Below are 21,063 nucleotides of genomic sequence, written 5' to 3' on the forward strand. Positions count from 1 at the left end.
AAGCGCATATTGTTGCGTTAGCATCGTCGTTTCGTCCGCCTGTCCCAGCTTCCCGCCGATGTCCGCCGCCGATTCCCACGCTTGCCTGTCCCGCCCCGCCGCCGCCAAGTCATGGCGCGGCCGCCTCGAACTCGGCTTCGAGCGGCACGGCATGCGCACGACGCTCGTGCACCGGCTGCATGAAGGGCCGCTGCGCGTGCAGCGGCCGCTGTACCCGGAAGGCGACGGCGTCTGCCACGCGGTGATCGTTCACCCGCCGGGCGGGGTCGCGGGCGGCGACCGCCTCGACCTCGACATCGCGCTCGGCGACGGCACCCATGCGGTGCTGACGACGCCCGGCGCAACCAAGTGGTACAAGTCGAACGGGCTCGACGCGACGCAGCGCATCGACATCAAGGTCGGCGCGCACGCGAAGCTCGACTGGCTGCCGCAGAACAACCTGTTCTTCGATGCCGCGCATGCCGCGCTCGACTTCACGCTGTCGCTGGGCGCGCACGCGAGCGCGATCGGCTGGGACGCGACGCAGCTCGGCCGGCAGGCGGCCGGCGAAACGTGGTCGGCCGGCCGCATCGCGTCGCACGCGACGCTCGTCGATGCCGACGGCCGGCCGCTCTGGACCGAACGCGCGCTGCTCGACGCGCACGATCCGCTGCGCGGCGCGTTGCAGGGCCTCGCCGGCTTTCCCGTGTACGGCACGCTGTGGGCGGCCGGCGCCGCATGCGACGCCGCGCTGGCCGAGTCGCTCGCCGCACGCATGCCGTTCGACGACACGCTGCGCGCCGGCGCGACCTGCGTGACGCCGGGCGTCGTGCTGGTGCGCGCGCTCGCCACGTCGATGGAGGCGTTGCAACGCCATTTCACCGACTGCTGGCTCGCGCTGCGCCCGATCGTGCATCGCGTCGACGCACGTCCGCTGCGCCTCTGGCAAACCTGAGCGCACGCACCAATCCGACGCAACGCCCCATCTGACGCGCCCCCGTTTCATGCATCGCGCACCACGAGCGCGCATCGATGCATCGCCGGCGGGCTCGCGGCATGGCACGCACCTTGCTGATTACATAAGCAATACATGCCACCCGGAAAACGGCGCGGTGCTACGATGAGCCGCGAGCATGCCGGCCTCCCGTGCATCGACAACAATTACGTTTTCCTGAACGACTGCCTTCATGAAACTGACTCCCCGAGAGAAGGACAAGCTGCTGATCTTCACGGCAGCGCTGTTGGCCGAGCGCCGCCGCGCGCGCGGGCTGAAGCTGAACTATCCGGAAGCGGTCGCGTTCATCACCGCCGCGCTGATGGAAGCCGCGCGCGACGGCAAGACCGTCGCCGAGGTGATGCACTACGGCACGACGCTGCTCACGCGCGACGACGTGATGGACGGCGTTCCCGAGATGATCCCCGACATCCAGGTCGAAGCGACCTTCCCCGACGGCACCAAGCTCGTCACCGTCCACCATCCGATTCCGTGATCGAGGTAGCACGCATGATCCCCGGCGAAATCCTCACCGACGACGGCGAGCACGAACTGAACGCCGGCCGCGCGACGCGCTCGCTCGTCGTCGCGAACACCGGCGACCGGCCGGTGCAGGTCGGCTCGCATTACCACTTCTTCGAAGTCAACGACGCGCTGTCGTTCGATCGCGCGGCCGCGCGCGGTTTCCGGCTGAACATCGCGGCCGGCACGGCCGTGCGCTTCGAGCCGGGCCAGACGCGCACCGTCGAGCTCGTCGAGCTGGCCGGCGACCGCGCCGTCTACGGTTTTCAGGGCAAGGTGATGGGGCCGCTGTAAGCCGCGCCCCGCTCTTCAGGAACAGCACATGACACTACGCTTGAGCCGCCGCGCGTACGCGGAAATGTTCGGGCCGACGACGGGCGACCGCGTGCGGCTCGCCGACACCGAACTGCTGATCGAGATCGAGCGCGACTACACGATCTACGGCGAGGAAGTGAAATTCGGCGGCGGGAAGGTGATCCGCGACGGGATGGGCCAGTCGCAGCGCGTGGCCGCCGACGTACCCGACACCATCATCACCAACGCGGTGATCCTCGACCACTGGGGCATCGTGAAGGCCGACATCGCGATCAAGCACGGCCGCATCGCCGCGATCGGCAAGGCCGGCAACCCGGACATCCAGCCCGGCGTGACGATCGCGATCGGCGCGGCCACCGAGGTGATCGCCGGCGAAGGACTGATCGTCACCGCGGGCGGCATCGATACGCACATCCACTTCATCAGCCCGCAGCAGATCGACGAGGCGCTCGCATCGGGTGTCACGACGATGCTCGGCGGCGGCACGGGGCCGGCCACCGGCACCAACGCGACCACCTGCACGCCGGGCCCGTGGCACATGGAGCGGATGCTGCAGGCGGCCGACGGCTGGCCGATCAACCTCGGCTTCCTCGGCAAGGGCAACGTGAGCGTGCCGCAGCCGCTCGTCGAGCAGATCGCGGCCGGCGCGATCGGCCTGAAGCTGCACGAGGACTGGGGCACGACGCCCGCCGCGATCGACAACTGCCTGTCGGTCGCCGACGACACCGACACGCAGGTCGCGATCCACACCGATACGCTGAACGAAGGCGGCTTCGTCGAATCGACGGTCGCCGCGTTCAAGGGCCGCACGATCCACACGTACCACACCGAAGGCGCGGGCGGCGGCCATGCGCCGGACATCCTGAAGGTGTGCGGCGAATCGAACGTGCTGCCGTCGTCGACGAATCCGACGCGCCCGTACACGATCAACACGCTCGACGAGCATCTCGACATGCTGATGGTGTGCCACCACCTCGACCCGTCGATCGCGGAAGACCTCGCGTTCGCCGAATCGCGGATCCGCCGCGAGACGATCGCGGCCGAGGACATCCTGCACGACCTCGGCGCGCTGTCGATGCTGTCGTCCGATTCGCAGGCGATGGGCCGCGTCGGCGAGGTGATCATCCGCACCTGGCAGACCGCGCACAAGATGAAGGTGCAGCGCGGTGCGCTGCCGGAGGACAACGCGCGCAACGACAACTTCCGCGCGAAGCGCTACGTCGCGAAGTACACGATCAACCCGGCCATCACGCACGGGATCGCGCACGAAGTCGGCTCGATCGAGCCCGGCAAGTGGGCCGACCTCGTGCTGTGGGAGCCGGCGTTCTTCGGCATCAAGCCGTCGATGATCCTGAAGGGCGGGATGATCGCGATGGCGCAGATGGGCGACCCGAACGCGTCGATCCCGACGCCGCAGCCGGTCCATTACCGCGAGATGTTCGCCACGCGCGGCGGTGCGCTCGCGCGCACGTCGCTGACCTTCGTGTCGCAGATGGCCGCCGACGCGGGCATCGCCGAGCGCTACGGGCTCGCGAAGCGGATCGTGCCGGTGCGCAACTGCCGCAACGTGACGAAGGCCGACATGATCCACAACGCGTGGCGGCCGTCGATCAGCGTCGATCCGGAAACCTACGACGTGATCGCCGACGGCCAGCTGCTCACCTGCGAGCCCGCGACGGTGCTGCCGATGGCGCAGCGCTATTTCCTGTTCTGATTGCCGGTCTTCGTTTCATGCGCACGCTCGACAAACGCATCGCCCCCAACGTGAAGCTCGCCGCACCGCTCGTCGCGCGCGCGCCGACCCTCACGCTCGCCTATGACGCCCGCTGCAAGAGCCGTGTCGCGGCCACGCTCGATACCGGCGAGGACGTCGCCGTCTTGCTGCCGCGCGGCACCGTGCTGCGCGACGGCGACGTGCTGGTCGCCGACGACGGCGCGCTGGTGCGCATCGTCGCGGCGCCCGAAACGGTGCTGCTCGTGCGTGCGCACGATCCGCTCACGCTGATGCGCGCCGCGTATCACCTCGGCAACCGGCACACGCCGGTCGAGATCGGCGACGGCTACCTGAAGCTCGAAGCCGATCCGGTGCTCGCGGACATGCTGCGCCGCCTCGGCACGCAGGTCGACGAAACGCAGGCGCCGTTCCAGCCGGAAGCCGGCGCCTACGGCGGCGGCCACAAGCATGGCCACGATGCGACGTTCGCCGAGGATTACGCGCTCGCGCAGCAGGTGTTCGGCGAACACCACGGGCACGCGCATCCGCATCCGCACGATCACGACCACGACCACCAACACGGCCCGGGCTGCGCGCACGGCCACCACGGCCATGACCACCACTGAGCTCGTCGCGCTGCTGCATCTCGCGTCGCCAGCGCTGCCGATCGGCGCGTTCAGCTATTCGCAGGGCTTCGAGGCCGCGCTCGACGCGAACCTGATCCGCGACGCCGACACCGCGCGCGACTGGATCGCGAGCGGGCTGACCGACGTGCTCGCGCACGGCGAACTGCCGTTCCTCGCGCACCAGCTCGCGCGCTGGCACGCGCACGACGCCGACGCACTGGCGCGCGAGAACGCGTGGTTCGTCGCGAGCCGCGAGTCGGCGGAATTGCGCCGCGAAACCGAGCAGATGGGCTGGTCGCTCGCGCAGCTTTGCGCCTCGCTCGAATGGGGCGATGCCGCGCGCCGCGCGACGCTCGGCGCGCTGAAGCCCGTCGCGCTGCCCACCGCGTTCGCGTATGCGGCCGCCGCGCACGACGCCGGCGCCGACGCGACGCTCGCCGCATACGCGTTCGGCTGGGTCGAGAACCAGACCTCGGCCGCGCTGAAAGCGGTGCCGCTCGGCCAGCTCGCCGGCCAGCGCATCATCGTCGCGCTGCGCGGCGCGATCGACGCGGCCGTGAAGCGCGCGCTCGCGACGCCGCCCGACGCCGTCAACACGTTCGCGCCGCAGCTGGGCATCCTGTCCGCACGGCACGAAACCCAGTATTCGCGGTTGTTCCGCTCCTGAACCTGCTCCACACACCATGAACGCACCTGCTTCCTCGTCCGCCCGCCGCACCAAGAAACTGCCGCCGCTGCGCGTCGGCATCGGCGGCCCGGTCGGCTCCGGCAAGACCACGCTGCTCGAAATGCTGTGCAAGGCGATGCGCGACACCTACGACCTCGTCGCGATCACCAACGACATCTACACGAAGGAAGACCAGCGCCTGCTGACGGTCGCGGGCGCGCTGCCCGAGGAACGCATCATGGGCGTCGAGACGGGCGGCTGCCCGCACACGGCGATCCGCGAGGATGCGTCGATCAACCTCGAAGCCGTCGATCGCATGCTGTCGCGCTTCCCCGATGCTGACATCGTGTTCATCGAGTCGGGCGGCGACAATCTCGCGGCGACGTTCAGCCCCGAGCTGTCGGACCTGACGATCTACGTGATCGACGTCGCCGGCGGGGAGAAGATTCCGCGCAAGGGCGGCCCGGGCATCACGAAGTCCGACCTGCTGGTGATCAACAAGACCGACCTCGCGCCGCTCGTCGGTGCGAACCTCGACGTGATGGCGTCCGACACGAAGAAGATGCGCGGCGAGCGCCCTTACGTGATGACGAACCTGAAGGCGCTCGACGGCGTCGCCGACGTCATCGCGTTCATCGAAAAGAAGGGATTGCTGACGGTCTGACCTGCCGCGTGGCAGCGGCCCGCTGCCGCCACGCCGGCCCGCGGGCGGCACGGCGGCGCGCGGTCAGTCGTCGTCGGAGACTTGCTGCGCCGTGCGCGCGCCGCGCTCGACGGCCGGCAGCAGCGCCGCGAGCACGTCGACCGAGCGCGCGGTCGCGCCGCGATGGCGCGCCGCGAACGCCGAGCCAGCCGCGCCCATCGCGATGCGCCGCGCGTGGTCCGCGAACAGCGCGTCGAGCACGTGCGCGAGATCGAGCGGATCGGCGACCTGCAGCGCGGCGCCGGCCGCGACCGCATCGGCGGTCGCCTGCGTGAAGTTGAACACGTGCGGGCCGATCAGCACCGGCACGCCGACCGCACACGCCTCGATCAGATTCTGGCCGCCGAGCGGCAGCAGGCTGCCGCCGATGAACGCGATGTCGGCGGCCGCGTAGTAGGCGCCCAGCTCGCCCATCGAATCGCCGAGCAGGACCGTCACGTCGGACGGCAACGGCTCCGCCGCGGCGGGCCGGCCCGCTGCGAGCGCCGCGGCATTCGCACCCCACACCGAACGCCGCACGCACTTCAGGCCCTGACGCGCGACCAGCGCCTCGACCTCGGCGAAGCGCTGCGGATGGCGCGGCACCAGAATCAGCAGCGCGCCGGGCGTACGCATCGCGGCGAACGCCTGCAGCACCAGCGCCTCCTCGTTCTCGCGGGTGCTCGCGGCGACCCACACGGGCCGCGTGCCGATCGCATCGCGCCATGCATGGCCGCGCGCGGCGAGCTCCGGCGGCGTCGTCATGTCGAACTTCAGGTTGCCGAGCACGGCCACGTTGCGCGCGCCGAGCGACGTCAGCCGCTCCGCGTCGGCCGGGCTCTGCGCGAGCACGCGCGAGAAGCCGCCGAACACGTCGCGCGTCGCGTTGCCGAATTTCGCCGCGCGCCGGTGCGACCGCGCGGACATCCGCGCATTGGTCAGCACGAGCGGCACGTCGGCGCGGCGGCACTCGTCGATCAGCGTCGGCCACACCTCGGTTTCCATCACGAGGCCCAGCGTCGGCCGCCATGCATGCAGAAAGCGGCGCACCGCGCCCGGCATGTCGTACGGCAGATAGCAGCGCAGCACGCGCTCGCCGAACAGCTGCTCGCCGGTCGCGCGGCCGCTCGGCGTCATGTGCGTGAGCAGGATGCGCGCGTCGGGGCGCGCACGCATCAGCGCATCGATCAGCGGCTGCGCCGCGCGCGTCTCGCCCACCGACACCGCATGCACCCAGATCAGCGGCGCACGGTCGTCGGGCGAGCGGCCGGCGACGTAGCCGAAGCGCTCGCCGATATGCTCGCGATAGCCGCGCTCCTTGCGCGAACGCACATAGAGGCGGATCACCGCGACCGGCGCGACGAGCCACCACAGCGCGCGATAGATCGCCCTCAGCATGAACGGGCTCCGTCGCCGGCGGCGATGCGGCGCGCGCTCAAACCAGCGTCCTGCCGGTCAGGCGCTCGAGAATGCCGAGCGGTGCGCATTCGCGGCGCACCATCGCGTCGACCGGCAGGAAGAACGTCTGCTCGAGCATGAACTGGCCGGACATCACAGCGTGAGAAGCCTGATCGGAGAAACATATCCACACGCTGCCCGGCGGAAACGGGATCGTCTGCTGCGAGCAGGTTTTCTGGTAGTCGAGATCGGCCTTCATGCTGTCGTGCAGGTTCAGCATCAGGTGGTCGTAGGCGCTGCGCGGCGACTTCGTCACGTGCAGCAGGTTCAGCAGCCACGCGGAGCCCGGCAGCTGCGGGCGGATCTTCGGCAGGAAGCGCTTCGCGACGGTCTCGAACGGCTCGCCGACGCGCCACACGCGCGGCTGCCCGGCCGGGTTCACGTTGGTGAACACGCGCAGGATGCGCTCGCCGTAGTTCGGCCGCGACGGGAACGCGTCGACGTGCAGCCGGCTGTCGTCCTTGCGCCACGACGTCTGGCGCGTCTCGACCTGCATCAGCCGCAGGCTCGTCGGCGCGACGCGCAACTTGCCGCGATATTCGGGAAAGAGCCCGTCGACCAGCGTGCCGGCCTGCTTCTGGAAGCGCGCGACCAGCGCGCGCACGGCCGACTGCGTGACGCTGTCGCCGAGCACGCCGGCGAGCGCGCCGCCGTTCGGCGCGAGGCTGATGTTCTTGCGCTTCGGATCGGCCAGCGCCGGATCGAGCAGCGCTTCCTCGCCGCCTTCGATCGCGAAGCGCAGATGCGGGAAATACAGCACCTTGCCCTCCTCGACCGCGGCCAGCAGCTGTTCGCGCGGCGTCGACAGGTTGTGTCCGCTCCAGTCGGCGGACGGGACTTCGATGATCTGGGATTCGCTCATGATCGGTTCGCGTGCGTGACAGGTATGGCGGGCATCACAGCAGACCGAAGCCCGCGAGCGCCGCCTTCACCTGTGAGATCGACGGCGGCTGCCCCGCCGTGCCGAGATTGACGACGTTCGGCGACCAGTAACCGCCGGTGCGCCACGCCGTCGCGAAATTGTACAGTTCGACCGTCGGGCGCTTCAGCGCTGCCGCGATGTGAACCAGACCTGTGTCAACCCCGACGGTCGCGGCCGCGCCGTCGATCAGCCCGACCACGGCCGGCAGCGACAGCCGCGGCGGCACGATCGCGGCCGCGCCGAACTCCTTCGCGAGCCGCTCGCTGGTCGCGCGCTCCGCGTCGTTGCCCCACGGCAGCACGAGCGACGCGCCGCGCCGCACCAGCGCCTGGCCGAGCTCGATCCACGCGGCGTCGGGCCATTGCTTGTCGGCGCGCGAGGTCGCGTGCACGAACACCACGTAGGGTACCGGCAGGTTCAAGCCGAGCGCGCCGACCGCGAGCGCCGCCGCGCGCGTATCGAGGCCGAAGTCGATCGGATCGGCCGGCGTCGGCGCCGGGTCGCCCAGCGCGGCCGCGACGAGCTGGCGCGAGCGCTCGACCACATGCGTGCGCGGCGCGATCGGCACGCGCTTGCGATAGAAGAAGCGCACCGGCCATTCGTAGCCGGCGCCGTCGGTGCGGTTGCCGAGGCCGACGAGCGGGCCGCGCGCCCAGCTCGCGACCCACGCGGTCTTGATGAGCCCCTGGCAATCGATCACGAGATCGTACTGTTCGGCCGCGACGCGCTTGCGGAATGCGCCGATCTCGCGCCACGTCGCGCCCGAGAACGGCTTCCGGCGCCAGCGGCGCAGCGAGAACGGCAGCACGTTGCGCACGCCGTCGACGAGCCGCACGAGGTCGACGAAGCTCTCCTCGACGAGCCAGTCGATCTGCGCATCGGGATGGCGACGCCGGATATCGGCGATCACCGGCATGTTGTGCACGACGTCGCCCAGCGACGACACGCGCACGATCAGGATCTTTTGCACGCTGAAAAAACGCCGGCGGATGGCCGGCGACAGGCATAAAGACGCGATTTTATCGCGCCGCGGCGCTCGCACAGACAAAAAGCGGCCGCATGCCGCTGGCATGCGCCGCTTTTGGGGGAAACGCGCGACGGCTCGTGCGACCGTCGCGCCGGTTGGCGGCCGTCAGGCCGCGCGCTCAGAACGGCAGATCGACGTCCGGCTTCGCAGCCGTCAGCACGCGGCGGAAATCCGCCTGGATGCGCTCGAGCCCTTCCTGTGTCTCCGCCTCGAAGCGCAGCACGACCACCGGCGTCGTGTTCGACGAGCGCGCGAGGCCGAAGCCGTCCGGATACTCGACGCGCAGCCCGTCGATCGTCACGACCTCGTCCGCGCCGTCGAACTTCGCCTCGCTCTGCAGCTTCTCGATCAGACGGAAGTTCTCGCCTTCTTCCAGCTTGAGTTGCAGTTCCGGCGTGCTCATCGCGTCCGGCAGCGCATTGAGCACCGCGCTCGGATCGGCCGTCGTCGCGAGGATCTCCAGCAGCCGCGCGCCCGTGTACAGCCCGTCGTCGAAGCCGTACCAGCGATCCTTGAAGAACACGTGGCCGCTCATCTCGCCCGCGAGCGGCGCACCGGTCTCGCGCAGCTTCGCCTTCACCAGCGAATGGCCCGTCTTCCACATCAGCGGCTCGCCGCCCTTCTCCTTCACCCACTGCGCGAGATGGCGCGTGCACTTCACGTCGTAGATGATCTGCGCGCCCGGATTGCGCGACAGCACTTCCTCCGCGAGCAGCATCAGCTGGCGGTCCGGGTAGATGATCTGGCCGTCCTTCGTAACGACGCCCAGGCGGTCGCCGTCGCCGTCGAACGCGAAGCCGAGTTCCGCGTCGGTGTCCTTCAGCGCCTGGATCACGTCCTGCAGGTTTTCCGGGTGCGCGGGATCGGGGTGATGGTTCGGGAACGTGCCGTCGATGTCGGTGAAGCGCTCGACCAGCTCGCAGCCGAGCGCCTTGAACAGACGCGTCGCGAGCGGGCCGGCAACGCCGTTGCCCGCATCGACGACGAGCTTCAGCGGACGCGCCAGCTTCACGTCGCCGACGATGCGCGCGATGTACTGATCGGCCACGTCGAATGCTTCGTACGAGCCGCTGCCGGTGTCGTAGCGCTCGTCGACGATGCGGCGGTACAGCGCCTGGATCTGCTCGCCGTAGATCGCCGCGCCGCGCAGCACCATCTTGAAGCCGTTGTAGTCGGGCGGGTTGTGGCTGCCGGTGACGACGATGCACGAATCGACGCGGCGCTCGCCGCCCTTCAGCGCGAGCGGCACGCTCGCAGCGAAATAGCCGACCGGCGTAGGCACCATCCCGACGTCGACGACGTCGACGCCCGCCGCACGCAGGCCATCGGCCAGCGCGCCGACGAGTTCCGGCCCGGACAGGCGGCCGTCGCGCGCGACCACGACGGCGTCGCCGCCTTGCGCGCGCACTTCGCTGCCGAACGCGCGGCCGATCGCGCGCGCCGTGTCGGCGTCGAGCGTCTTGCCGACCACGCCGCGAATGTCATATGCCTTGAAGATGGATTGGGAGATCATCAGTTCTCTCTCTGTTGCCTGCATGGAAAATTGTCTGGCCGCCTGTCGCGTGCGCCCGGCATCATACTGCGGGCCCCTCGGCGCAACGGACGGGACGGCTGGAGCGGCCCCGATCCCACTTATAATCGCGGGTTTTGATGACGCGCATCGTAGCCATTTTAATGCCTAGCCGTTCCGCCGCCGCCCACCTGCCGCCTCCGGGCGCTTTCCCGGCCGCCGCCAGCGCGTGCGGCCGCCGCGCATGCTGAAGCGATTCGGCAACCCGGACGTCGCGAAGGCCGTCGCGAACCTCGTCTGGCTCGGGCTCGAACGGCTCACGCAGATCGGCGTCGCGATCGCGATCAGCGGCCTTCTGGCCCGGTATTTCGGGCCGGACGTGTTCGGCAAATGGCAGTATGCGAATACGCTCCTCCTCGTACTGGCGCCGCTCACCTGGGTGTGCGGCGCCGAAATCCTGGTTCCGACCATCGTGCAGCGCGCCGGCGCGCAACCCGGCACGCAACCCGGCGCGGTGCTCGGCAGCGCGTTCGTGCTGCGCATCGGCGTGTCGGCCGCCGCGCTCGCCGCGACCTGGATCGCGATCGGCGCCGGCGCGTTCGACCCGCTCGTCGGCGCGATGCTCGCGGGCCTCGCGGTCACGATGGTGTTCCGCGAGCCGTTCGTCGGCGTGATCAACGCGTGGCTGCAGAGCATGACGTACAGCAAGCCGCAGCTCGTCACCAGTATGGTGACGGCGCTGGTCAAGGCGCTGCTCGTCTGGCTGCTCGTGCGCGCGGCCGCCGGCCCGGCCCGCTTCGCGTGGCTGTGGGCGCTCGAGGCCGCGGCGATCGGCTTCGCGCTGCTGCTCTACTACCGCCACCGTAACGGCGGCGCGCTCGGCTGGACGTTCGACAAGCCGCTGTTCAGGCACTTCGCGACGGCCGGCACCGTGTTCTGGCTCGGCCTGATCTGCATGTACCTGTTCCTGAAGCTCGACCGCCTGATGCTCGAGCGTCACGTGTCGTTCGCCGACCTCGGCCGCTATGCGGCCGCCCAGCAGCTCAACGAGAACTGGATCACGCTCGCGCTGATGCTCGCGCAGACCATCGCGCCCGCGTTCGTGTACCGCGTGCAGGACGTCGCGCGGCTGCGCCGCAACATCGTCCGGCTGATCGCGATGACCGCCGCGCTGATGACGGCCGGCGCGCTGGTGCTGGACGCCGCCGCGCCGCTCGTCGTGGGCAAGGTGTTCGGCCGCGGCTACGAGGCGTCGGTCGACATCTTCCGCTGGGCCGTCTGGCTGTCCGTGCCGGCCGGCATCGAGGCGATAGGCAATCTTATCGTTCTCAAATATCAAGCAAAATTCGTGTTGCTGGCGAAATGGGTGCTCGCGCTCGCGATCGCCGCGCTCGTCAACGTGCTCGCGATCCCGCGGCTCGGCCTGTACGGCGCGCTGGTCGGGCTGGCCGCGGGCTACGTCGCGGCCGCCGCCGTCAACTTTTATTACATCCGTATCAAGCTGCGCCCATGACGCCTTCCGATTGCCCGCCCCTGCTCGACGACGTGGCCGTGCTGATGCCCGCCTACAACGGGCACGACGACGTCGTGCGCACCCTCGCGTCGTTTCGCGAGGATGCGCGCGTGCACGTGCTGATCGTCGACGACGGCAGCACGCCGCCGATCGTCGCGCCCGCGCTGCCGGGCCTCGCGATCGAGGTGCTGCGCATGCCGCGCAACGGCGGCATCGAGCGTGCGCTCGAGGCCGGCATCGACGCGCTCGCCGCGCGCGGCTTCCGCTATGCGGCGCGCATCGACGCCGGCGACCTCGCCGCGCCGCAGCGGCTCGCGAAACAGCGTGCGTATCTCGATGCGCATCCGCGCGTGGCCTGTGTCGGCATGTGGACGCAGGTGGTGTCGCGCGCCGGCGAAGCGCGTTTCATGCTGACGCCGCCGGCCGACCCGCGCACGCTGCGCCGCACGCGCTTTCTGCGCTCGCCGCTCGTGCATCCGTCGGTGATGCTGCGCATCGACGCCGTGCGCGAAGTCGGCAACTATCGCGCGAAGTACCGCGCGGCCGAGGATCTCGATCTTTATTTACGGTTAATGCAACGTTACGATTGCGCGAACCTGCCCGAGCTCGGCCTCTATTACGAGCTCAACGAGGGCGGGATCAGCGCGACCAAGCGCCGCCGCCAGCTGATCTCGACGCTGTCGCTGCTGCTGCGTCACTTCAACGTGCTGAACCCGTACGACTGGGCCGGCCTCGCCAAGAACCTGCTGCATTTCGTGACGCCGTATCGCGCGCTGCAGCGGATCAAGCAGACGCTGTTCGCCGCGCGGCCGTCCGCGTAGTCCGCACCGGCTTTTTCGACGCTTTATTTTTTCTTTTTTTCATGTCCGCCACCTCCCCGCTGCGCATCGCGCTCGTCTGCAACACGGCCTGGGCGATCTACACGTACCGACACGGGCTGATCCGTGCGCTCGTCGCGCGCGGCGCCGAGGTCGTCGTGATCGCGCCGCACGACCGCACGGTGCCGCTGCTCGAACAGATGGGCTGCCGCTACGTCGCGCTCGCCGTCGCATCGAAAGGCACGAGCCCGCGCGAGGATCTCGGCACGCTGGCCGCGCTGGTGCGTCACTACCGCGCGCTGAAGCCCGATCTCGTGTTTCATTACACGATCAAGCCGAACATCTACGGGTCGATCGCCGCGTGGCTCGCGCGCGTGCCGTCGATCGCCGTCACCACGGGCCTCGGCTACGTGTTCATCCAGAAGAGCCGCGCGGCCAGCGTTGCCAAGCGCCTGTACCGCTTCGCGTTCCGCTTCCCGCGTGAAGTCTGGTTCCTGAACCGCGACGATCTCGCGACCTTCACCGACGAGCAGTTGCTCGCGCATCCCGAGCGCGCACGGCTGCTGCACGGCGAAGGCGTCGATCTCGAGCAGTTCGCGCCGGCGCCGTTGCCGGCCGGCCGCGGCCCCGTGTTCATCCTGATCGGCCGGCTGCTGTGGGACAAGGGCGTGCGCGAATACGTCGAGGCCGCGCGCGCGGTGCGTGCGCGCTATCCGGACGCGCGCTTCCAGCTGCTCGGCCCGCTCGGCGTCGACAATCCGAGCGCGATCGGCCGTGCGGACGTCGACGCGTGGGTTGGCGAAGGCGTCGTCGAGTACCTCGGCGAGGCGCACGACGTGCGGCCGCACATCGCGGCGGCCGACTGCGTCGTGCTGCCGTCGTATCGCGAGGGCGTGCCGCGCACGCTGATGGAAGCGTCCGCGATGGGCCGCCCGATCGTCGCGACCGACGTGCCGGGCTGCCGCGACGTCGTCGCCGACGGCGACACGGGTTTCCTGTGCCGCGTGCGCGACGGCGCGAGTCTCGCCGAACAGATGATCCGCATGATCGAGCTCGGCGCGCCGGGACGTGAAGCGATGGGCGCGCGCGGGCGCCGCAAGGTGGCCGCGGAATTCGACGAGCAGCAGGTCGTCGAACGCTACCGGCAGACCATTCATACATTGACCGGCATCACACTCTGAAGGAGCGCATCAGCATGACCGCTAAAGGCACCATCCTCGTGACCGGCGGTGCGGGCTACATCGGCTCGCACACCGCCGTCGAGCTGCTCGACAACGGCTACGATGTCGTGATCGTCGACAACCTCGTCAACAGCAAGGTCGAAGCCGTGCGCCGGATCGAGCGCATCACCGGCAAGACGCCGGCGTTTCACCAGGTCGACGTGTGCGACGAAGCCGCGCTCGCCAAGGTGTTCGACGCGCACCCGATCACCGGCACGATCCACTTCGCGGCGCTCAAGGCGGTCGGCGAATCGGTCGCGAAGCCGCTCGAGTACTACCAGAACAACCTCGGCGGGCTGCTTGCCGTGCTGAAGGTGATGCGCGAGCGCAATGTGCGGCAGTTCGTGTTCAGCTCGTCGGCGACCGTATACGGCGTGCCCGAGCGCTCGCCGATCGACGAATCGTTCCCGTTGTCCGCGACCAATCCGTACGGCCAGTCGAAGCTGATCGCCGAGCAGATCCTGCGTGACCTCGAGGTGTCCGACCCGTCGTGGCGCATCGCGACGCTGCGTTACTTCAATCCGGTCGGTGCGCATTCGAGCGGGCTGATCGGCGAGGATCCGGCCGGCATTCCGAACAACCTGATGCCGTATGTCGCGCAGGTCGCGGTGGGCAAGCTCGAGAAGCTGCGCGTGTTCGGCTCCGACTATCCGACGCCGGACGGCACCGGCGTGCGCGACTACATCCACGTCGTCGATCTGGCGAAGGGGCACATCGCCGCGCTCGATGCGCTCGCGACGCGCGACGCGAGCTTCGTCGTGAACCTCGGCACCGGCCAGGGCTACAGCGTGCTCGAAGTCGTGCGCGCGTTCGAGAAGGCGTCGGGCCGGCCGGTGCCGTACGAACTCGTCGCGCGCCGCCCGGGCGACATCGCGGAGTGCTACGCGAACCCGCAGGCCGCCGCCGACATCATCGGCTGGCGCGCGACGCTCGGCATCGAAGAGATGTGCGCCGACCACTGGAAATGGCAGGAGGGAAACCCGCGCGGTTTTGTATAATCCGCTGTCCATTTTTCGAGCGATCCCATGCTCAGCTTCGCGTCCGGCTTCATCGCCTCCCTGCTCGTCACGTTGTTCATCGTCCGCTACGCGCATCTGCACGAGAAATTCTCGGTCGACAGCGATCTGGCCGGCGTGCAGAAATTCCACGTGCGGCCGGTGCCGCGGGTGGGCGGCATCGGGATCCTGGCCGGGGTCGTCATCGCCGCGCTGATCCTGTCGCGGCGCTATCCGACGATCGCCGGCAGCATCCTCGGGATCGCCGCATGCGGGATGCCGGCGTTCCTGTCGGGGCTCGTCGAGGATCTGACCAAGCGCGTGTCGCCGCGCGCGCGGCTGCTGTGCACGATGGGCGCGGCCGCGCTCGCGTTCTGGCTGCTGGGTATCGCGGTCAAGCGCATCAGCGTGCCGCCGCTCGACTTTCTGCTGGGCTACGTGGCCATCTCGGCGTTCATCACGGTGCTCGCGGTCGCGGCGCTCGCGAACGCGATCAACATCATCGACGGGTTCAACGGGCTTGCTTCGATGGTGAGCTTCATGATGTTCGCGTCGCTCGCGTATGTCGCGTTCCACGTCAACGACCCGGTCGTGATGTCGGCGTCGATCATCATGATGGGCGCCGTGCTCGGGTTCTTTCTGTGGAATTTCCCGGCCGGGTTGATCTTTCTCGGCGACGGCGGCGCTTATTTCATCGGGTTCATGCTGGCGGAGCTCGCGATCATGCTCGTGATGCGCAATCGCGAGGTGTCGGCGTGGTATCCGGTGCTGCTGTTCATGTATCCGATCTTCGAGACGTGCTTCTCGATCTATCGGAAGAAGTTCATCCGCGGGATGTCGCCGGGGATTCCGGACGGCGTGCATCTGCACATGCTCGTGTACAAGCGGCTGATGCGGTGGGCGGTGGGGACCAAGCATGCGCATGATCTGACGCGGCGCAATTCGCTTACCTCACCTTATCTGTGGCTGCTGTGCCTCGTCGCGGTGATTCCGGCGACGCTGTTCTGGCGGCATACGGTGCATCTGTTCGTGTTTGTCGTGCTGTTTGCGCTCACTTACGTTTGGCTTTATCTCAGCATCGTCAGGTTCAGGGCGCCGAAGTGGATGGTGGTGAGGAAGGAGAGGCGGGGGCATTAAGTCACGCTGCCAAAACGAAAAAGCGTCCCGCGGGACGCTTTCTTCATGGTCGGCACTAACGCAGCCGAAGCGGCAGCCGAAGCGCGTGCGCGCTCATTCGTTCGATACCGCTCGCACCAAAGGCACACTCTGCAGCACCGGCGCGACGGACGGCTGATACTCCGGCACCCATCGCCGCAAGTCGCGCCGCACCTCGTCGTCGTTGAGCACGCGGTGCTGCATCAGCCACGGCAGCAACTCGTCGAGCAGGTGGTCCGGCACTTCCCGCGCACGGGCGATCCGCAGCTTCGGATGCGGCGTGCGCGTGGTCGTTTCGTCGTCGGCGAGCAGTTCCTCGTACAGCTTCTCGCCCGGACGCAGCCCCGTGAATTCGATCCGGATCTGCCCTTCCGAAAAACCGTAGAGACGAATCAGGTCGCGCGCGAGGTCGACGATCTTGACCGGCTCGCCCATGTCCAGAATGAAGATCTCGCCGCCATGGCCCATGCTCGATGCCTGCAGCACGAGCTGCGACGCCTCGGGAATCGTCATGAAGAAACGCGTGATCTCGGGATGCGTGACCGTCACCGGGCCGCCCTTCGCGATCTGCTGCTGGAACTTCGGAATCACGCTGCCGGCACTGCCGAGCACGTTGCCGAAGCGCACCGTCTCGAACTGCGTGCCCTCGCTCGTCTGTTGAAGCGCCTGGCACGCCATTTCGGCGAGCCGCTTGCTCGCGCCCATCACGTTGGTCGGGTTGACGGCCTTGTCGGTCGAGATCAGCACGAAATGGCGCACGTCGTGACGGATCGCCGAGCGTGCGACGCGGTACGTACCGAGCACATTGTTGCGCAGCGCCTGCCACGCGTTGAGCTCTTCCATCAGCGGCACGTGCTTGTAAGCGGCCGCGTGGAAGACGATATGCGGCGCATAGCGCGACATCACCTGATCGAGCAGCAGCGAATCCTTCGCGTCGCCGATGATGGGCACCACGTGCTGGTCGGGGAAGCGCTCGCGCAACTCCTCGGTGAGCCGGTACATCGCATATTCGGACAGGTCGAACGCGACCAGTTGCGCCGGCTTGAAGCGGAGAATCTGCCGGCACAGCTCGGAGCCGATCGACCCGCCCGCGCCGGTCACCATCACCACGCGGCCGCGCAGCAGCGCTTCGACGTGCGGTGTATCGATCGTCACCGCGTCGCGACCGAGCAAATCCTCGAGGTCGATGTTGCGCACCTGCGACAGGAAGCCCTGCCCCGGCATCAGGGCGGTCAGCGACGGCAGCACCATCGCCTTGATGCCGGCGCGCACGCAAAGCGTCGCGACGCGGCGCTGTGTTTCGACCGACGCCGACGGAATCGCGATGATCGCGTATTCCACTTTCAGCGCGTCGGTCCAGTGCTTCAGGTCGTTGAATGAACCGAGCACTTTATAGCCATAGATTTCGCGCCCGCGCTTGGTCGGATCGTCGTCGAGCAGGCCGACCAGACGCCATTCACCCGATCGCGACAGTTCGCGGGCGAGGCTCGCGCCGGCCGTGCCGGCACCGAGCACGAGTATCGGCTTGCCTTGCCCGACCAGCCCACCATACAGGTAGAACTCCTTCGTCGCGCGGTACAGCGCGCGGGCGCCGCCCATCGCCAGGAACAACATCAGCGGCGACACGAGCAGCACGGAGCGCGGGATGATGGGGGACGGCTGGAACATCACCGCGCCGATCATCACGATCACTCCGCCGCCGACGACCGCCTTCGAGATCCGGACCAGATCGGGGAGGCTTGCGAACACCCACAGGCCGCGATACAGGCCGAACACGTGAAACATCAGCGCGTAGACGGGCAGCACCCAGACGAGCGCCGTCAGCGCGCCGCTCATGAAGTCGGACGGCACGCTGCCGTTGAAACGGACGAGATAGGCGAACAACCACGCGGTGGTGACCGCCGTCAGGTCAAACAGGAAAGCGCTCAGCGAAAGCCATGATGCCTTGGTTCGCAACATCGGCAGGAAACCTCAAGAGTTATTTTCGGCAGCCGACTGAAACCGGCGCCAACGCATGTCGATCAAGAGTCCGATACATGCCAGGACGCCGTACCATCCGAAGAACGCCAGCCACTGCTGCGGTTCCGGGCGGCCCTTCGCCCACAGAGCAACGATTATGCCTGCGAGCATGATGAGGTACCAATAAAGAGCGGTCCGGCGATGACCTACGCCCGCGCGGACCATCCTCTGATAATAGTGCTCCCGATGGGCCTGCCAGAACTTTTCTCCGCGTAACAATCGTCTCGAAAGTGTTACAGATGCATCCGCAATAAAGGGAGCGAAGACGAGCGCGGGAAACCAGATCGGCCACACGTTCCCTCGCCAGCCCCAATAGCCGACGGCACCGGCGAGGAATCCGAGCGGAATCGAGCCCGCATCGCCGAGAAAGAGCCGGGCCGGATGGAAATTCAGCAGAAGAAAGCCGAGCGCGGCGCCCGAGATGGCGGCGCCGGCGACGACCAGATCCGGCGACGGTCCTGGGCCGCCGAGGGCCGCGATCGCAAGTGCGCCGAAGCCGAACAGCGCCATGCCGCCCGCGAGGCCGTCCGCGCCATCCATGAAGTTGTACAGGTTCGTCAACCAGACCATCACGAAGCCGATGCCGGCCAGCAACCACCACGGTGCGTCGGCCGGATACACCGCGAGCAGCGCGACGACCGCTGCGAGGTGCGCCGAGAACCGCACGCGTGCCGGCAGCCCGCGCCGGTCGTCGATCTGCGACATCGCGGCCAGGCCAGCGGCGGCGGCCGCGATCAGCCACAGGTGCGGCGCCAGCGCGAGCAACGCAACGACGCAGACCGGGACGATGCCCCACCCGCCGACGCGCGGCGTCGGCAGCGTATGGAGCGAACGGTCGTTCGGAATGTCGGTGGCGAGGCGCCACGCCAGGCCGGTGGCGAGCAGGATGCGCAGGATGGCCGTCGACGCGATGGCAGCGGCCAGCGCCACCGCGGCCGCCTGCGGCCACGTGGAGAGGGTGAAATGCATGTCGGCTATTGTTGTGTATCGCGCAAACGATACCATGCAGCCGTCGCTTCGAGGCCCTGTCGTGTCGTGTAGGGCGGATGCCAACCGAGCACACGGGTGATTCGGCCCGTGTCGAGCTGGAGACTGCCCGTCAGGCGGTCGATTGCCGCCCGGCGGCCGGTCAGCGCGCCAACGACACGCAGCACGGCAGACGGGACCGGAATCAGGCGGGCCGGCTTGCCCAGCGCTTCACCGACCAGCCGCAGCAGGCCGGTGACCGACGGTGCGTCGTCGTCGGCCACGTGGAAGCATTCGCCCGCCGCACGCGGATCGATTGCGCATCGCAGTAGCGCGTCGGCGAAGTTGTCGACGTAGACGATGCTGCGGCGGGCTGGGATTGAGCCGAGCGGTAGCGGCATCCCGCGCGCGACGGCGTCCATCATCTTCAGGAAGTTCGCTCGGACGGCAGGACCGTAGACGAGCGGCGGACGAACGATCACGACGTCGAGCCCGTTCGACGCACCGAACTGCGCGAGTTCGCGCTCCGCGCGCAGCTTCGAGCGACCGTAGGCGTCCTGAGGAGCGGGGGGCACCGCTTCCGACAATGGCGCGCCGCCATCGCTCTCGCCGACCGCCTTGATGCTGCTGGCGTATACGATGCGGCGCACGCCGTGCCGGCGCGCGGCTTGGGCGAGCCGCATGGTGCCGGCGACGTTGGTCGCGTCGAACGCGGCGTCGGGATCCGGCGACTCGTCGCGCATCACGTGTACGCGAGCGGCCAGATGTATCACGCAGTCGGCGGCCAGATCGGCGGGCCATGCTTGGTCGACACCGTCGAAATCGGCGGCGTCGTGCACCCATTCGCGCACGCCGGCGACAGACCCGCCCTGGCGCCTGACCAAGGCGGTGACGGTGTGCCCGGCCTCCAGCGCGCGCCGGCAGACCGCGCGCCCGACAAAGCCGTTTGCGCCGGTGACGATGAGGTGGCTCACCACAGCCTCCAGCCGAAACGGTTGTAGAACTTGAAGGCCGACGCGGCGAACATGCGGATGTGCGCGAAGCCCTTGCGCGACGCGCCGCCGCCATGGTGGATCACCCGCACCGACGGGACATAGGCGACGCGCGCGACGTCGTGCGTGCGCAGGCTGAGGTCGTAGTCCTCGAAGTAGAGGAAATAGCGCGGATCGAAGCCGCCGAGTTTCTTCAGCACTTCGGTGCGGAACAGCATGAAGCAGCCGCTGACGATGGGCGGGTCCCAGACGATGTCGTGGTCGTTGATGACGTCGCGCATTTCGTAGTGGGCGAGGCGGCGAGAAAAGAGACGACGCAGAGCTGATGGGGCAAATCCTCGAATTGCGAGATCGACCAACGTCGGGAAACGTCGGCAGAGATATTGTGGGCAGCCTTGTTCATCGCCGGTCCGCGCTGCCAACAGTCCTGTTTCGGGGTGAGACCAAAGAAAATTTAGCCCCGCGGTTAATGCATCCGGGTCTAGATCGACATCGGGATTCAGTATAAGGTGGGCCTCAGTCGCCAATTGCTCGACTGCGAGATTATGCCCACGCCCATAGCCGACATTCCCGTGACCGGTAATGACCTCACATTCGATGCTATGTGCTTGTGCAATTTCCAGTGGCCCCAAACCCGAGCCCAGACCACCATTGTCAATGAGATACCATAAAATTTTCACTTGTGGAAACGCAGCGCGCAATTGATCACATGCAACACCAAGCGTCGACAACGTTCCCGCGAGCTCGATGAGATTTTGTCGATAAACTACGATTGAAACCGACAACCCTCTCTCCCGCGAAGCGCTCCGCCCCCCTATATCCATTGCAGCTCCAACCAAGCAGTTACGGGGTTAAATCACCTTCCGCCGCCCAAAAATAAAACAATGAGATCAATCAACCTAACACCCGCAGTTCAAATTGGTTACGAAATCGGAAAATTGATATTCAAGGACACGCGTGTCCCGAGCA

The 21,063-nt window shown here is 67.8% G+C and carries 20 protein-coding genes; 12 read left to right on the top strand and 8 right to left on the bottom strand.

Annotation, left to right across the window (positions count from 1 at the left end; translation table 11 throughout):
• The first annotated feature begins 58 nt into the window (after positions 1-58).
• The 7 genes from AK36_RS24830 to ureG all read left to right on the top strand — a co-directional run bounded on the left by AK36_RS24830 (position 59) and on the right by ureG (position 5,481).
• Positions 59-934: an urease accessory protein UreD gene (locus tag AK36_RS24830; protein ID WP_045579385.1), complete on the top strand. Its 876-nt coding sequence runs from the start codon at positions 59-61 to the stop codon at positions 932-934.
• A gap of 232 nt (positions 935-1,166) precedes the next feature.
• Positions 1,167-1,469, top strand: coding sequence for an urease subunit gamma (gene ureA / locus AK36_RS24835; RefSeq protein ID WP_006406310.1), 303 nt, complete (start codon positions 1,167-1,169; stop codon positions 1,467-1,469).
• A gap of 14 nt (positions 1,470-1,483) precedes the next feature.
• Entirely contained in the window at positions 1,484-1,789 is a 306-nt protein-coding gene (locus tag AK36_RS24840; protein WP_011883582.1) for an urease subunit beta, read from the top strand.
• Positions 1,790-1,817: 28 nt separating this feature from the next.
• Complete coding sequence (ureC, locus tag AK36_RS24845) at positions 1,818-3,524, top strand: urease subunit alpha (protein WP_014722585.1); 1,707 nt, start codon at positions 1,818-1,820, stop codon at positions 3,522-3,524.
• A 17-nt stretch (positions 3,525-3,541) separates the two neighbouring features.
• Entirely contained in the window at positions 3,542-4,150 is a 609-nt protein-coding gene (ureE, locus tag AK36_RS24850) for an urease accessory protein UreE (protein WP_045579386.1), read from the top strand.
• A complete protein-coding gene (locus tag AK36_RS24855) occupies positions 4,137-4,817 on the top strand; it encodes an urease accessory protein UreF (RefSeq protein ID WP_045579387.1) in 681 nt (226 codons plus the stop codon). The genes ureE and AK36_RS24855 overlap by 14 nt, the downstream gene beginning before the upstream one ends.
• A 16-nt stretch (positions 4,818-4,833) precedes the next feature.
• A complete protein-coding gene (ureG, locus tag AK36_RS24860) occupies positions 4,834-5,481 on the top strand; it encodes an urease accessory protein UreG (RefSeq protein ID WP_045579388.1) in 648 nt (215 codons plus the stop codon).
• 63 nt (positions 5,482-5,544) lie between these two features.
• Here the strand turns inward: ureG and waaA are convergent, their stop codons facing one another.
• From waaA to AK36_RS24880, 4 genes are all read right to left on the bottom strand, one after another.
• Positions 5,545-6,897, bottom strand: a complete 1,353-nt coding sequence (waaA, locus tag AK36_RS24865) for a lipid IV(A) 3-deoxy-D-manno-octulosonic acid transferase (RefSeq protein WP_014722582.1) — start codon at positions 6,895-6,897, stop codon at positions 5,545-5,547.
• Positions 6,898-6,934: 37 nt separating this feature from the next.
• Complete coding sequence (locus AK36_RS24870) at positions 6,935-7,819, bottom strand: Kdo hydroxylase KdoO (RefSeq protein ID WP_011883563.1); 885 nt, start codon at positions 7,817-7,819, stop codon at positions 6,935-6,937.
• Positions 7,820-7,853: 34 nt separating this feature from the next.
• Complete coding sequence (gene waaC, locus AK36_RS24875; RefSeq protein WP_011883561.1) at positions 7,854-8,951, bottom strand: lipopolysaccharide heptosyltransferase I; 1,098 nt, start codon at positions 8,949-8,951, stop codon at positions 7,854-7,856.
• A 73-nt stretch (positions 8,952-9,024) separates the two neighbouring features.
• A complete protein-coding gene (locus tag AK36_RS24880; protein WP_045579389.1) occupies positions 9,025-10,419 on the bottom strand; it encodes a phosphomannomutase/phosphoglucomutase in 1,395 nt (464 codons plus the stop codon).
• 241 nt (positions 10,420-10,660) lie between these two features.
• On the opposite strand from AK36_RS24880, the gene AK36_RS24885 reads away from it, so the two are divergent.
• The 5 genes from AK36_RS24885 to AK36_RS24905 are packed head-to-tail and all read left to right on the top strand — an operon-like array spanning position 10,661 to position 16,099.
• The gene (locus AK36_RS24885) at positions 10,661-11,929 is read left to right on the top strand and encodes a lipopolysaccharide biosynthesis protein (protein ID WP_045579390.1); all 1,269 of its coding nucleotides are present in this window, start codon (positions 10,661-10,663) and stop codon (positions 11,927-11,929) included.
• Positions 11,926-12,750, top strand: coding sequence for a glycosyltransferase (locus tag AK36_RS24890; protein ID WP_045579391.1), 825 nt, complete (start codon positions 11,926-11,928; stop codon positions 12,748-12,750). Before AK36_RS24885 ends, AK36_RS24890 begins: the two co-directional genes overlap by 4 nt.
• 41 nt (positions 12,751-12,791) lie before the next feature.
• A complete protein-coding gene (locus AK36_RS24895; protein ID WP_014722577.1) occupies positions 12,792-13,928 on the top strand; it encodes a glycosyltransferase family 4 protein in 1,137 nt (378 codons plus the stop codon).
• A 14-nt stretch (positions 13,929-13,942) separates the two neighbouring features.
• Positions 13,943-14,965 (top strand): UDP-glucose 4-epimerase GalE, encoded by a 1,023-nt coding sequence (gene galE / locus AK36_RS24900; protein ID WP_045579392.1) that lies wholly within the window; start codon positions 13,943-13,945, stop codon positions 14,963-14,965.
• A 27-nt stretch (positions 14,966-14,992) separates the two neighbouring features.
• A complete protein-coding gene (locus AK36_RS24905) occupies positions 14,993-16,099 on the top strand; it encodes an MraY family glycosyltransferase (RefSeq protein ID WP_014722575.1) in 1,107 nt (368 codons plus the stop codon).
• 93 nt (positions 16,100-16,192) lie between these two features.
• Here AK36_RS24905 and AK36_RS24910 read toward each other — a convergent pair whose 3' ends face one another.
• From AK36_RS24910 to AK36_RS24925, 4 genes are read right to left on the bottom strand one after another with little or no spacing between them, the layout of a single operon-like run.
• Positions 16,193-18,076, bottom strand: coding sequence for a polysaccharide biosynthesis protein (locus AK36_RS24910; RefSeq protein ID WP_034194506.1), 1,884 nt, complete (start codon positions 18,074-18,076; stop codon positions 16,193-16,195).
• A gap of 12 nt (positions 18,077-18,088) precedes the next feature.
• Positions 18,089-19,105, bottom strand: a complete 1,017-nt coding sequence (locus AK36_RS24915; protein WP_045579393.1) for an MraY family glycosyltransferase — start codon at positions 19,103-19,105, stop codon at positions 18,089-18,091.
• A 5-nt stretch (positions 19,106-19,110) separates the two neighbouring features.
• The gene (locus AK36_RS24920) at positions 19,111-20,076 is read right to left on the bottom strand and encodes a UDP-glucose 4-epimerase family protein (protein ID WP_045579509.1); all 966 of its coding nucleotides are present in this window, start codon (positions 20,074-20,076) and stop codon (positions 19,111-19,113) included.
• On the bottom strand, positions 20,073-20,918 hold the full coding sequence (locus AK36_RS24925) for a glycosyltransferase (RefSeq protein WP_045579394.1): 846 nt from the start codon (positions 20,916-20,918) through the stop codon (positions 20,073-20,075). The genes AK36_RS24920 and AK36_RS24925 overlap by 4 nt, the downstream gene beginning before the upstream one ends.
• Positions 20,919-21,063: the final 145 nt, after the last annotated feature.

This window comes from Burkholderia vietnamiensis LMG 10929, from assembly GCF_000959445.1.
GTDB lineage: Bacteria > Pseudomonadota > Gammaproteobacteria > Burkholderiales > Burkholderiaceae > Burkholderia > Burkholderia vietnamiensis.